This window comes from Pelomonas sp. Root1444 (genome assembly GCF_001426885.1).
Classification (GTDB): Bacteria; Pseudomonadota; Gammaproteobacteria; order Burkholderiales; family Burkholderiaceae_C; genus Pelomonas.
The window spans coordinates 1,373,195-1,384,780 of sequence record NZ_LMFP01000003.1 but is presented as its reverse complement, the minus strand read 5'-3'; the positions used below and the strand labels follow the sequence as shown (position 1 = coordinate 1,384,780).

Below are 11,586 nucleotides of genomic sequence, written 5' to 3'. Positions count from 1 at the left end.
AGCGTTGCCGGACCCGATTCCTGCAGATCCTTCACAGGGGTCTCAAACACGATCGCCAGGCGCTCACTGCGCCGTAAATCCGCCATCCACCGCCAGCGACTGCCCCGTCAGGTACCGCGCCTTGTCGCTGGCCAGGAACACGATGGTCTGCGCCACCTCGTCCACGGTGCCGAAGCGCTGCGTCGGGTTGCCCGCGCGCATGCCGGCCTTGGCGTCTTCGCTGCGGCCGACGAAGCGTTCCAGCATGTCGGTCTGGATCGGGCCGGGCGCGACCGCGTTGACGCGCACGCCGGCCGCCGCACCTTCCAGCGCCGCGCTCTTGGTCAGGCCTTCGACCGCGTGCTTGCTGGCCACGTAGACCGAGGCGCCGGGGAAGCCGATCAAGCCTGCCACCGACGACAGATTGACGATGGCGCCGCCACCCTGGCCCAGCATGGCGCGCATCTCGTGCTTCAGCGAGAACAGCACGCCGCGTACGTTGCTGTCGAAGATGAGGTCGTAGTTGTCGGCACCCTGCTCGGTGATGGGGCCGGTCGCGCCTTCGACGCCGGCGTTGTTGACGGCCACGTCCAGGCGGCCGAAGCGGGTCACGGTCTGCTCGACGAGGGTGCGCACGTCGGCCTCTTCCCGCACATCGGCGCGGATGAAGGCGGCGTCCGCGGCGCCCACGGCTTTCAGTTCGGCAACCAGGGCCTGGCCTTCCGGCTCGCGTCGGCCGCTGACGACGACGGTGGCGCCTTCCTTCGCGAAAGCGAGCGCCGTGGCGCGGCCGATGCCGGTCAGCGCGCCGGTGATGAGGACGATGGGTGAAGTCATGTGAAATCTCCGCGGAGTGGTTGAGTGACTTCACTGTGATTGCCGCTCGACCGAAGCGGTAGCCGGCCCAACTGCCTAAGATTTATTCCGGTCGGGAATCAAAGGCAAAGGTGGGAAGAGATGGACCGGTTGCAGGCGATGCAGACCCTGGTGCGGGTCGTGGAGCTGGGGAGCTTCTCGGCCGCCGCGCGGGAGTTGGGCAGCACGCAGAGCGCTGTCAGCAAGCAGGTGGCGGCGCTGGAGAAGGCGCTCGGCGCGCAGCTGCTGGCGCGCAGCACACGGGCGTTGAAGCTGACGGACGCTGGCGAACGCTACGTCGAGCAGGCGCGGCGCCTCGTCGCCGAAGTCGCCGAAGCCGAGAGCGAGCTGCGCGCCGGCGAACACCGGCTGCAGGGCTGGCTGCGCGTGGCGGCCTCGGGCACCTTCGGCCGCATGAAGCTGGTGCCGCTGGTGCGCAGCTTCCAGGCCGCCCACCCAGGCGTGAAGGTCGACCTGCAACTGCATGACGGCTTCGTGGATCTCATCGAGCAAGGCATCGACATCGCCGTACGCGTTGGCGAACAGCCCGATTCCAGCCTGGTGGCGCGGCGCATCGGCACCGTCCGCCGCTGCGTCGTCGCGCGGCGCGGGTATTTCGAGACCTTGGGCATGGCGCCGCCGCGTGAGCCGGCGGACCTGCCGCGGCACAACTGCATCGTCTACAGCGAACTGCGCGCCGGCCCGGTCTGGTCCTTCGAGGCCGGCCCAGGCGCCAGCGCGCCGCCGGGCAGCGAGGTCAGCGTGCGTGTGGCCGGCAGCCTGCGCACCAACAGCGGCGAGGCGGTGCGCGAGGCCGTGCTGGCCGGCATGGGCCTGGCCTATGCGCCGGGATGGCTGTTCGAGACCGAGGTGGCGCGGGGGGAGGTGCAGTTCGCCATGCCGAACTGGCTGGGGCGGGCGCTGCCGATGCAACTCGTCAGCCCACCGCAGCGGCGCTCCTCCGGCAAGGTCAGGGCGTTTGGCGACCACCTGGCCGCCGGGCTGGCCTGAGCATCAATCTTGCAAGCACGCGGCCATGCGCCTGCTCCACTACTTCGCAACCCTCCCTGCCGGCAAGACGGTGCTCTGGTGCTACCTGCTGTGGTACCTCGTCAACGTATCGGCGCTGTTCGACCCGTCGCCCGCCATCTGGCTGAACTCGGCCGGCATCAGCCTCGTCATCGGGCTTGCGCTGCGGCTGAGCGTCTCGAGCGCCACGGGTACGGCCACGTCCAGCGCCGCGCGCTGGCAGACGTTCCGGCTGTTCATGATGCCGTTCGGCGTGTCCAGCTTCGCCACGCTGATCAAGGGGAAGGGCTATGTCCTCGTGTTCCCGTCTGACCCGTGGCTGCTCGGCGCGTCCGTGTCCGCCTGTGTCGCGTTCGTGCTGGGCTGCCAGGTGCTGCGGCTGGCCGCGCGTGTCGGGCCGTCCCCTGGCCGCTGACCTCACACCCGCTCAGTCCGGGCGGCTCCAGGCCAACAGCTTGTTGTTCGCCGGCATGTCCAGCCGCTCGCTCAGCATCAGGCCGACGGCGGCGGCTTCTCCGGCCACGTCGGCCAGGCGGCGGATGCCCCACGCGGGGTTGCGCGTCCGCAGGTCGGCGTCGAAGGCGAGGTTGCTGGGCGCCGTGGGCTCGTCGTCGAGCAGGTAGGGGCCGTAGGTGATCAGCAGCCCGCGCGGCGCGAGATGGCGCGCCGCACCGCGCATCAGCGCCGCCGTGCAGGCCCAGGGCGCGATGTGGATCATGTTGGCGCAGTAGATCGCATCGACCTGCGGTGGCACGCCGGCCCAGGGGTCGTCGAGCACATTCAGCGTGATGGGCGCCTGCACGTTGCGCAGGCCCGCGCACCAGGCGGCAATCGACGGCAGCGCCGCGGCGTCGAAGTCGCTGGGCAGCCACTGCCAGCCGGGCAGCCCGGCGCTGCAGAAGGCCGCATGCTGGCCGGTGCCGCTGGCGACTTCCAGCAACACGCCGGCGGGCGGGAGCAGGCGCTGCAGGGCCGCCAGGATGGGCGGCCCGTTGCGCTCGCTGGCGGGGCTGTGGCGGCGGAGATCGGTCATGCGCGCATCTTGCCTGCGCGCAGCGCCCTCAGGCCAGCCGCCCCGCCTGGAAGTCCCGCACCGCCTGCACCAGCTCGGCCTCGGTGTTCATGACGAAGGGGCCGTACTGCGCGATGGGCTCGCCCAGCGGCTTGCCGGCGATCAGCAGCGCGCGCGTTGCGGCCTCACCGGCCTGCAGGCGCGCGCCGTCGCTGCCCGGCGTGTTGGCCAGGATGGCCATGCGGCCCGACGGCACGAGGCAGCCGGTCTCGAACTTCAACGCGCCTTCGTAGACATAGACGAAAGCGTTGAACTCGGGTGGCAGCAGCTGCTCGAAGCGGGCGCCGGGCGCGAAGTGCAGGTCCAGGTAGAGCGGCTCGGTGGTCTCGCGCTGCACGGCGCCGCTCACGCCGTGACTGGCGCCTGCGATGACGCGCGCCTTGACGCCGTCGCGCTCCAACTCCGGCACCTCGTGGCCGGCCACGTCGCGGTACCAGGGCGCGCGCAGCTTGTCCTTTGCGGCCAGGTTCAGCCACAGCTGGAAGCCGGCCATGCGGCCCGCGTTCTGCTCCGGCGTCTCGCTGTGGATGACGCCGCGGCCGGCGGTCATCCACTGCACGCCGCCGTCGCTGATCAGGCCTTCGTTGCCGGCGGAGTCGCGATGGCGCATGCGGCCCGCGAGCATGTAGGTGATGGTCTCGAAGCCGCGGTGCGGGTGGTCGGGGAAGCCGGCGATGTAGTCGTCCGGGTTGTCAGTGCCGAAGGCGTCCAGCATCAGGAACGGGTCCAGCCGGCGCTGCAGGTTCTGCGTCAGCACGCGGTTGAGCTTCACGCCGGCACCGTCGCTGGTCGGTTGGCCGGCGACCAGGCGCTCGACCTCGCGCGGTTGGTTCAGCAGGGATGTGGCGACGGTGTTCACGGTGTTCCTTTCAGTGTTGGCGGGCCGAGCGCCGGGCCGCTCCCAAGCCGGCCCGCCTTGGGCGATGTGCTTGCCGGTCGAACCGGCAAGCATCGTCGTCCCCTCGGGGGACCGACCAAGGTACTCCTTGGGCGAGGGGCTTCAGGTCAGGCGGCAAGCAGTTGGTTGATCTGCGAACGGGCGGCGGCGATGCCCTGCTCGGCGGCGAAGGCCATGCCTTCCGCGTAGACGAACTCGACGTCGGTCATCCCCAGGAAGGCCAGCACGGCGCGCAGGTAAGGGGTCATCTGGTCGCTGGGCTGGTCGCGGTGGATGCCGCCGCGGCTGGTGACGACGAACACCTTCTTGCCGGTCAGCAGGCCGACGGGGCCCTTCTCGCCGTACTTGAAGGTGACGCCGGCGCGGGCGATCGCGTCGATCCAGTTCTTAAGCTGGGCGGTGATGTTGAAGTTGTACATGGGCACGCCGATGACGACGGTGTCGGCGGCCTGCAGTTCGGCGATCAGCGCGTCGTCCAGCGCGACACGGGCGGCCTGCTCGGGGCTGCGCTGGTCAGCCGGCGTGAACAGGGCGCCCAGCGCGGCTTCGTCCAGCACCGGCTGCGGCGTCAGCGTGAGGTCGCGCACAGTGACGCTGGCGGCAGGGTGGGCGGCGCGCAGGCCGGCGGTCAGCTCATTGGCCAGGCGGGTGGAAACCGAGCCTTGGTCGTCTGTGGCACGGCGGGCGCTGGCGTTGATTTGCAGGATGTTCATCTGTGGCTCCGAAGGGGTGAGGCGATGGATGAACTCTAGGAGCCATCAATCGACGGCAGAAGCCGCCGATTTGCATAAGATTGTTCCGCCAATGCACCAATGAGCGAGACAGATGGAATCCGACGCCGACGACCTGCTGCTGTTTGCACGCGTCATGGAGGCTGGCAGCTTCAGCCGCGCGGCCGAGCGCGTGCACTGGCCCAAGAGCACCGTGTCACGGCGCATCGCGGCGCTGGAGGTGCGCCTGGGCGAGAAGCTGCTGCAGCGCACGACGCGCAAGCTGACGCTGACGGACTTCGGTGCCGGCGTGCTGGAGCATGCGCGTGCCGTCGCGGCCGAGGTGGACGGCGCGCTGGCCCTGGCGCTGCACCGCCAGCGCAAGCCCAGCGGCCGGCTGCGCGTCAGCATGCCGGCGGATTTCGCCGAGCGGGTGGCCGCCGGCATGCTGGCGCAGTTCGCGCTGGACTATCCCGAGGTGCAACTGGAGCTGGACCTGACGCCCCGGCGCGTGGACATCATCGGCGAGGGTTTCGACCTCGCCATCCGCATGGGCCAGCTCGACGACGACAGCCAGCTCGCCGCGCGCAAGCTGGCGACGACGCATTGGGGCCTGTACGCCTCACCGGCCTACCTGGCGCGCGTGGGCGAACCCATGCTGCCCCAGGCGCTGGACGGCATGCATGGCCTGATGCTGCTCACGCGCACCGGCGAGGCGGTGCCGTGGCGGCTTCAGCGCGACGGCGCCGAGCCCCATGTGGCCCTGCCGGCGCAGCGCACGCTGGTCAATGCGCCCAGCCTGCTGGCACAGCTGGCGGTCAGCGGCGTGGGCATTGCCGGCGTGGACCGCCTGCTGGTGCGTCATTCGCTGGAGCTGGGCCGGCTGCAGCGGCTGCTGCCGGACTGGCACCTGCCCGGCTCCAGCTGTTGGGCCGTCTTCCCGGAGCGGCGGCTGATGCCGCTGCGCACGCGGGTGTTCCTGGAGGCGATGTCAGCGCTGCTGGACGCCTGCCCGGCGCCGACGGCTTAGGGCGATGACGGCCAGGCCGATGGCCAGCATGGCCGCCGTGTCGGCCTCGGGCACGGCGGTGGCGAGCACCGCGGCAGCCAACTGCTGGTGACCCCGTGTGGTGGGGTGGATGCCGTCCCAGAACAGCGAGGTGTCGCAGGGGTTCGCCGCGTCGTCTGCTGCGCAGGCGTTGGTCCAGTTGCTGAACTCCGTCATGCCAGCCTGGCTGGCGGTGACGGCTGCGGTCAGAAAGCTGTACATGTCGAACGTCGCCACGCCGCTGGTGGCGCCCAGCGCACCGTACAGCGCCGTGTTCATGGCCGCGCTCAATGCCGAGGCCTGCACGCCCATGCCGGACGCCTGGGCGAACGGTGTGAGGCCCAGATTGGGCGTGTTCAGCACCAGGATGTGTTGAGCGCCGGCCTGCTTCAGGTCAGAGACCATGCCGCCCATGTCGGCCGCATAGGCTGCCACCGTCGAGCCCGCAAGCGCAGCAAACTGCTCCGGCGTCGTGGACGGTGTGACGGCATCCAGCAACACGCGCACGTTGTTGCCGCCCCCGGCGACGATGTACAGCGCGTTCGGATCGACGACGGTCGCGGGGCTGCCGAGGTAGCTGTTCAACTGCGTGCGCAGGCTGAACGGAAAGCCAGGCAGCTGGACGAGGTCGTCGCCGTCGATGCTGGTCTGCGCGCCGCCGAAGGCGTAGTTGTTGCCGCCCGCCACGGACGGCGCGAGCGGCAGGCCCAGCGACTGCGCCAGGTATTGCGTCCAGACCGGGCCATTCGAATACGTGCCCGTCGCAGACGGGATGCGGCTGTAGGACCCGTCGCCCGCGATGACGACGGGGGGCAGACCCTGCGTGCCGCCCTGCGACAGCACCAGCGCGTTGTTGCCACTGTCGGACAGGCTGTCGCCGAAGACGACGAGGCCGGAATAGGTCGAGGCCGAAACCGACAGTGCGGCGGCGCAAAGACCGAAGCCCGCGACAGTGCGGGCGAGCAGGCGAAAAGACATGGGAACTCCCTGAGATGTGCCGCAGGACATCGAACGGCGGCTGACAGCATCCGTGGCACCGCGCGGTGCGTCAACCCGGCATTCCTGCCGGGTGGCAGGCTTACTCTTCCCCGCTAGCGAACGCCACCTCGACGGCCGCCTCACGCGCCTTCGGGATGGGCGCGAAGCGCCATTGCTTGATGGCCTCGACGGCCGCCGCGCCGAGGCGGCTGTGACTGACCTTCACGGCATGGGCCTGGCTGACCGAGCCGTCGGGCGCCACCGTGAACTGCACCTGGACGACGCCATTGCGGAAAGACTGCTGCTGCAGCTGTCGCGGGATGGCGGGGTTGACCTTGACCAGTAGTTTGAGCGGCACTTCCGCCTCTTCCGCCGGCGCCGGCGCCGGCGGGGGCTCGACCGCGCGGGCCGCGGCGGCCAGCGGTGCCGCAGGCTCCGGCGTGGGGGCGGCGGTGGCCAGCAGCACCGGCGTGCGTTCAGGTTCGGGTTCGGACCGGACGGCGACGGGTGCCGCGACAGGTGCGGCGGCCGGCGCGTCGGCCCGGGCCTGCGCCGGCGCGGCCGCCGGTGCGGGTTTGGGCGCCGCGGCCACGGCGGCGGGCTTGCGCGCCGGCGCGGGCGCTGGCGGGGGCGGGGGCGGTGGAGGCGGCGAAGGCTGGGTGCGGCTCGCGCCCTTGTCGGCGTTGACCTTGATCCAGTGGAAGACCGCGTCGGCGGCTTTTTGAGCGCGCTCCAGGCCATCGGCCTTGGGGGCGTCGTTCTGCGCGTGGGCCGGTTGGGCCAGCACCATCAGGGCGCCCGCGATGGCGGGCAGGGTCAGCGCCAACTTGGGGCGCGGTCCGTGTGTCATGACGGCTCCACAGGGGCAAAGGGGCAAGGGACAAGGGACAAGGGGCGGCGGAACTCTAGTCACGCCGCGCGCCGTCGGCGGAGGGGGAGGCCGCACGCACCGTGCAATTTGCAGCACTTCGCCGGACTGCTTCCTTCTCAGGCGGCGCTCAGCAGCGCGCGGCAGCGCTTCTCGTGCTGCTGGATCTCGGCGAGCGTGACTTCGATGTCGTGGCGCTGCTGCTCCAGCTGCTCGCGGTGTTGCGCCAGGATGGCGAGAAAAGCCCGCAATTGGGGCGCGGCGCTGGCCTGGCTGTCGTACATGTCGACCAGCTGCTTGATCTCCTGCAACGCCAGGCCAAGGCGCTTGCCGCGCAACGTCAGCTTCAGCCGCGTGCGGTCACGCGGGCTGTAGACGCGGTTGCGGCCCTTGCGGCCGGGTTCGAGCAGCCCCATGTCCTCGTAGAAGCGGATGGCGCGCGGCGTGATGTCGAACTCGGCGGCGAGTTCGGTGATGGTGTACGTCGGCTGCGGGGCTTCGGTCGCGGGCGGGACAGACTTGCGGGGGGGCATGGCTACACTCGATTGACGTAAACGTCAGTCTAAATGGCTCTGTCCTCACGCTATGGCCAACGCTCGCGAATCCGAATTGCATTACCCCCTCGGCGACACGCTGCCGCAGCCCGGCGAGGCGCTGGACCTCGCGCCCGGCGTGCGCTGGGTGCGCATGGGGCTGCCCTTTGCGCTGGACCACATCAACCTGTGGCTGCTGCGCGACCGCCTCGACGGCCGCGAGGGCTGGACCATCGTCGACTGCGGCATCGCCAGCGATGAGACGCGCGCCAACTGGGAGACGGTCTTCGCCGAGCGGCTGGACGGCCTGCCGGTGCTGCGCGTCATCGCCACGCACTTCCATCCCGATCACCTGGGCCTGGGCCACTGGCTGACCGAGCGGTGGAACTGCCGCCTCTGGATGAGTGCGACGGACTTCAACCTGGCGCGCCTGGCGAGCAGCTCGACGGTCGGCATGGGGGGGGCTTCGGCGGCGACCTTCTTCGGCAGCCACGGCCTCACCGACCCCGAGGCCCTCGAGAAGATCCGTGCCCGCGCCGACTACTACCCGAAGATGGTGCCGGTCGTGCCGGCCAGCTTCCGTCGCCTGATGGACGGCAGTGAGGTCGAGATCGGCGGGCGCGTCTGGCGCTGCATCGCCGGCTACGGCCATGCGCCCGAACACATCAGCCTGTTCTGCGACGAAGCCAGGCTGCTGATCTCCGGCGACATGGTGCTGCCGCGCATCTCGACCAATGTGTCGGTCGTGGACGTGGAGCCGGAGGCCGACCCGCTGACGCTGTACCTGAACTCGCTGACGCGCTACCTCGAGCTGCCGGCCGACACGCTGGTGCTGCCGTCGCACGGCAAGCCGTTCACCGGCCTGCACGAGCGCATCGACCAGCTGCAGGAGCACCACGACGAGCGCCTGGCCGAAGTGGTGGCCGCCTGCCGCGCCGCGCCCACCCATGCGGCCGGGCTGCTCGGCGTGCTGTTCAAGCGCAAGCTGGACCTGCACCAGACCACTTTCGCGATGGGCGAGGCCATTGCGCACCTGCACGCGCTGTGGCTGAAGGGCGAGCTGCGCCGCGAGCTGGGCGACGACGGCGTCTACCGCTTCTCGCCGGCCTGACCTGAAGGCGCACGGCGGCACAAAGTGAAACGCCGCCGCGGGCTCACCCGGGGCGGCGTCTCTGACCGGTACCTTTTCTCCCTCAACCTCGTGCCGGCTGGTTCGCCGGCTTCGGTACCACGTGGTGACAGCGTCGGGACGGAGTGTTGCCGAATGCGAGTGCGCTGGTATGACCGCGAAGCGGGAATATTCACAGCGACCCATTGCGGCTTGACCACGTCCGCTGCGGCGACGTCACTGCACGACGATGGATTCCTCGCGCAGCGCCTCGCGGGAGCGCTCGAAGTCGGGCAGCACGGAGCGCACCGTGTCCCAGAAGGCCGGGCTGTGGTTCATCTCGCGCAGGTGGGCCAGTTCATGGGCGACGACGTAGTCGATGATGGCGGGCGTGAAGTGGATGAGGCGCCAGTTCAGCCGGATGGAGCCGTCAGCACTTGCACTGCCCCAGCGCGTCTGCGCCGACGACAGCCGCAGCGTCTTCATCTTCACGCCCAGAGCCTCTGCAAACCGTTGGCAGCGCGGCAGGAAGTCTTCCTTGGCACGCGCCTGCAGCCAGGCCTGCGCCAGGTCGCGGATCTGCTCGGCCGAGGCGCCCAGCGGCAGCGGCAGGCGCAGCTGGCGCGTCGTGGCGTCCCACACGACCTCGCGTTCGGCCGGTGCCAGCACCAGCGTCAGCGCCTCGCCGAAGTAGGGCAGGCGGCCGCCGTCCAGCCACTCGATGCGCGACGCCTGGATGCGCTGCTGGCGCTCGCGCTGCTCGACCAGCTTGCGCAGGATCCATTCGCCCTTGTGGTGCAGGGCGCGTTCGATCTCGCCGATGGGCACCCAGCGCGGCGCGCTGACGCGCAGGCCCTGCGGCCCGACGACGAAGCCGATGCTGCGCCGGCGGGCGCGCTTGAGCTCGTAGCCGACGCGGTGCTGCCCCAGCCACAGCTCGCGCCGCGAGCGCGGCGCGCCGGGCTCGGCGGGCGTGATCTCCGGCGCCACGTCGAACAGCGACAGCTGGCTGTCCTGCAGGAGTGGGGCCGGGCGCTTGGCGGGCATCGCGTTCAGCGTTGGGTCGGTGCGGGGTTGCCGGCGACGCCGGCCGCCGGAGGGTGGGCGTAGGCCTGCGGGTCCAGGCGGCGCATCTCCGATTCGATCCAGTCCTTCACCTCGCGCATCAGCTCGGCAGGCTCGCGGCCCTCGGGGCGGATCTGCTTGCCGATGGAGATGTCGACGACGCCCGGTTTGAGCAGGAAGCTCTTGCGCGGCCAGCAGCGCGCCGCGGTGGCGGCGATGGGCACGACCGGCAGGCCGGCCTCGATGGCCAGGCGGGTGCCGCCGGTCTTGTAGTCGCCCACTTCGCCGCGCGGGATGCGCGTGCCTTCGGGGAACATGATGACCCAGTTGCCCTGGCCGCCCAGGCGCTTGCCCTGCTTGAGCACCTTGTTCCAGGCCTCGGTACGGCGGCCGCGGTCGATGTGGATCATGTCCATGCGCGCCATGGCCCAGCCGAAGAAGGGCACGTAGAGCAGCTCGCGCTTGAACACATAGGCCAGCGGATGGCTGAACAGCGCGGGGTAGGCAAAGGTCTCCCAGGTGCTCTGATGCTTGGACAGCAGCACGACGCCGGCGCGGCGGTCCGACGCGGGGGGCAGGTTCTCCATGCCCTGGATGCGCCAGCGGATGCCGCAGATGAAGCGGGCGCTCCAGATGGCGAGCTTGAGCCAGCCGGCGCAGGCCCAGTAGATCGGGTCGCCGCGGCGGAAGATGGACAGGATGACGACGGCCGTCGCCCAGGGGATGACCGTCACGATGAGGACGAGGACGAAGATCAGCGAGCGGATGGCGCTCAGCAGGTTGGACATCAGTGGAGGTCTCCGGCCTGGGTATCGGGTGAGAAGGCCTGGCCGCGCTGCTCGGCGACGCGGCGGCGCTCTTCCTGGATGAGGGTCTCGGCGAAGTTCGACAGGTCGTCGTGCACGCGCGCCTGGGGCACCTGCACGAGCAGGTTGGCGAGTTCGTCGGCGCTGAGGTTGCCGAACGGCCCGGTCAGCACGAGGTGAGGGATGCAGCCGGCGTTCTGCGCCGTCAGCAGGTCCGTCAGCGAGGCGCCGACCATGTGCACCGCGCCCAGTTCGACGTCGAAGCGCTCGCCGATCTGCTGGATCAGCCCCGGCAGCGGCTTGCGGCAGTCGCAGCCTTCCTCCGGCGTGTGCGGGCAGAAGAAGGCGGCGTCCAGCCGCCCGCCCTTCTCGGCCAGCAACTGGTTCAGGCGCAGGTGCACGGCGTTCAGCGACGCCATGTCGAGCAGGCCGCGGCCGATGCCGGCCTGGTTAGTGGCCAGCACGGTGTGCCAGCCCGCATGGTTGAGCCGCGCGACGGCCTCCATCGCGCCGGGCAGCGGGTCCAGCTCCTCGGGCGCCTTGACGTGGTCGTCGCGGTAGCGGTTGAGGGTGCCGTCACGCCCGAGGATGACGAGCTTCATGCCGTGGGCGTGGTCGGCGCGCATGGAGTTTTTCT

General features: G+C 70.3%; 14 protein-coding genes. 4 read left to right on the top strand and 10 right to left on the bottom strand.

All coding sequences use genetic code 11. The features are described 5' to 3' along the window. Positions 1-63 precede the first annotated feature (63 nt). Positions 64-816 (bottom strand): glucose 1-dehydrogenase, encoded by a 753-nt coding sequence (locus ASD35_RS09040; RefSeq protein ID WP_056874511.1) that lies wholly within the window; start codon positions 814-816, stop codon positions 64-66. Positions 817-936: 120 nt separating this feature from the next. Between ASD35_RS09040 and ASD35_RS09035 the strand changes: the two genes are divergently transcribed. Then, the gene (locus ASD35_RS09035; RefSeq protein WP_056874510.1) at positions 937-1,845 is read left to right on the top strand and encodes a LysR family transcriptional regulator; all 909 of its coding nucleotides are present in this window, start codon (positions 937-939) and stop codon (positions 1,843-1,845) included. Positions 1,846-1,870: 25 nt separating this feature from the next. Continuing rightward, complete coding sequence (locus tag ASD35_RS09030; protein WP_056874509.1) at positions 1,871-2,278, top strand: hypothetical protein; 408 nt, start codon at positions 1,871-1,873, stop codon at positions 2,276-2,278. Positions 2,279-2,290: 12 nt separating this feature from the next. On the opposite strand, the gene ASD35_RS09025 is transcribed toward ASD35_RS09030, so the two are convergent. From ASD35_RS09025 to ASD35_RS09015, 3 genes are all read right to left on the bottom strand, one after another. Next, on the bottom strand, positions 2,291-2,896 hold the full coding sequence (locus ASD35_RS09025; RefSeq protein WP_056874508.1) for a DUF938 domain-containing protein: 606 nt from the start codon (positions 2,894-2,896) through the stop codon (positions 2,291-2,293). A 28-nt stretch (positions 2,897-2,924) separates the two neighbouring features. Continuing rightward, positions 2,925-3,794 (bottom strand): pirin family protein, encoded by an 870-nt coding sequence (locus tag ASD35_RS09020; protein ID WP_056874663.1) that lies wholly within the window; start codon positions 3,792-3,794, stop codon positions 2,925-2,927. Positions 3,795-3,940: 146 nt separating this feature from the next. Next, entirely contained in the window at positions 3,941-4,546 is a 606-nt protein-coding gene (locus ASD35_RS09015; RefSeq protein ID WP_056874507.1) for an FMN-dependent NADH-azoreductase, read from the bottom strand. 112 nt (positions 4,547-4,658) lie between these two features. On the opposite strand from ASD35_RS09015, the gene ASD35_RS09010 reads away from it, so the two are divergent. Further along, entirely contained in the window at positions 4,659-5,573 is a 915-nt protein-coding gene (locus tag ASD35_RS09010; protein ID WP_056874506.1) for a LysR family transcriptional regulator, read from the top strand. Here the strand turns inward: ASD35_RS09010 and ASD35_RS09005 are convergent. From ASD35_RS09005 to ASD35_RS08995, 3 genes are all read right to left on the bottom strand, one after another. Continuing rightward, entirely contained in the window at positions 5,535-6,569 is a 1,035-nt protein-coding gene (locus tag ASD35_RS09005) for an SGNH/GDSL hydrolase family protein (protein WP_056874505.1), read from the bottom strand. The two genes, ASD35_RS09010 and ASD35_RS09005, sit on opposite strands and share 39 nt — an antisense overlap. Positions 6,570-6,669: 100 nt before the next feature. Further along, on the bottom strand, positions 6,670-7,419 hold the full coding sequence (locus ASD35_RS09000) for an energy transducer TonB (RefSeq protein WP_157275441.1): 750 nt from the start codon (positions 7,417-7,419) through the stop codon (positions 6,670-6,672). 137 nt (positions 7,420-7,556) lie between these two features. Next, a complete protein-coding gene (locus ASD35_RS08995; RefSeq protein WP_056874503.1) occupies positions 7,557-7,970 on the bottom strand; it encodes a MerR family DNA-binding transcriptional regulator in 414 nt (137 codons plus the stop codon). 52 nt (positions 7,971-8,022) lie between these two features. On the opposite strand from ASD35_RS08995, the gene ASD35_RS08990 reads away from it, so the two are divergent. Next, complete coding sequence (locus ASD35_RS08990) at positions 8,023-9,081, top strand: MBL fold metallo-hydrolase (protein WP_056874502.1); 1,059 nt, start codon at positions 8,023-8,025, stop codon at positions 9,079-9,081. 234 nt (positions 9,082-9,315) lie between these two features. Here ASD35_RS08990 and ASD35_RS08985 read toward each other — a convergent pair whose 3' ends face one another. The 3 genes from ASD35_RS08985 to gmhB are packed head-to-tail and all read right to left on the bottom strand — an operon-like array spanning position 9,316 to position 11,575. After that, entirely contained in the window at positions 9,316-10,125 is an 810-nt protein-coding gene (locus ASD35_RS08985; protein WP_056874501.1) for a M48 family metallopeptidase, read from the bottom strand. 5 nt (positions 10,126-10,130) lie between these two features. Next, positions 10,131-10,931, bottom strand: a complete 801-nt coding sequence (locus ASD35_RS08980; protein ID WP_056874500.1) for a 1-acyl-sn-glycerol-3-phosphate acyltransferase — start codon at positions 10,929-10,931, stop codon at positions 10,131-10,133. Continuing rightward, on the bottom strand, positions 10,931-11,575 hold the full coding sequence (gene gmhB, locus ASD35_RS08975; protein ID WP_235538276.1) for a D-glycero-beta-D-manno-heptose 1,7-bisphosphate 7-phosphatase: 645 nt from the start codon (positions 11,573-11,575) through the stop codon (positions 10,931-10,933). Before gmhB ends, ASD35_RS08980 begins: the two co-directional genes overlap by 1 nt. Positions 11,576-11,586 lie beyond the last annotated feature (11 nt).

Excerpts from the sequence above, each read along its gene's own strand:
- ASD35_RS09040 (WP_056874511.1), bottom strand. The coding sequence starts at position 816 with ATGACTTCACCCATCGTCCTCATCACCGGCGCGCTGACCGGCATCGGC.
- ASD35_RS09025 (WP_056874508.1), bottom strand. The coding sequence starts at position 2,896 with ATGACCGATCTCCGCCGCCACAGCCCCGCCAGCGAGCGCAACGGGCCG.
- ASD35_RS08995 (WP_056874503.1), bottom strand. The coding sequence starts at position 7,970 with ATGCCCCCCCGCAAGTCTGTCCCGCCCGCGACCGAAGCCCCGCAGCCG.
- ASD35_RS09010 (WP_056874506.1), top strand. The coding sequence starts at position 4,659 with ATGGAATCCGACGCCGACGACCTGCTGCTGTTTGCACGCGTCATGGAG.
- ASD35_RS08980 (WP_056874500.1), bottom strand. The coding sequence starts at position 10,931 with ATGTCCAACCTGCTGAGCGCCATCCGCTCGCTGATCTTCGTCCTCGTC.
- ASD35_RS09035 (WP_056874510.1), top strand. The coding sequence starts at position 937 with ATGGACCGGTTGCAGGCGATGCAGACCCTGGTGCGGGTCGTGGAGCTG.
- ASD35_RS09000 (WP_157275441.1), bottom strand. The coding sequence starts at position 7,419 with ATGACACACGGACCGCGCCCCAAGTTGGCGCTGACCCTGCCCGCCATC.
- gmhB (WP_235538276.1), bottom strand. The coding sequence starts at position 11,575 with ATGCGCGCCGACCACGCCCACGGCATGAAGCTCGTCATCCTCGGGCGT.
- ASD35_RS09030 (WP_056874509.1), top strand. The coding sequence starts at position 1,871 with ATGCGCCTGCTCCACTACTTCGCAACCCTCCCTGCCGGCAAGACGGTG.
- ASD35_RS08985 (WP_056874501.1), bottom strand. The coding sequence starts at position 10,125 with ATGCCCGCCAAGCGCCCGGCCCCACTCCTGCAGGACAGCCAGCTGTCG.
- ASD35_RS09015 (WP_056874507.1), bottom strand. The coding sequence starts at position 4,546 with ATGAACATCCTGCAAATCAACGCCAGCGCCCGCCGTGCCACAGACGAC.
- ASD35_RS09005 (WP_056874505.1), bottom strand. The coding sequence starts at position 6,569 with ATGTCTTTTCGCCTGCTCGCCCGCACTGTCGCGGGCTTCGGTCTTTGC.
- ASD35_RS08990 (WP_056874502.1), top strand. The coding sequence starts at position 8,023 with ATGGCCAACGCTCGCGAATCCGAATTGCATTACCCCCTCGGCGACACG.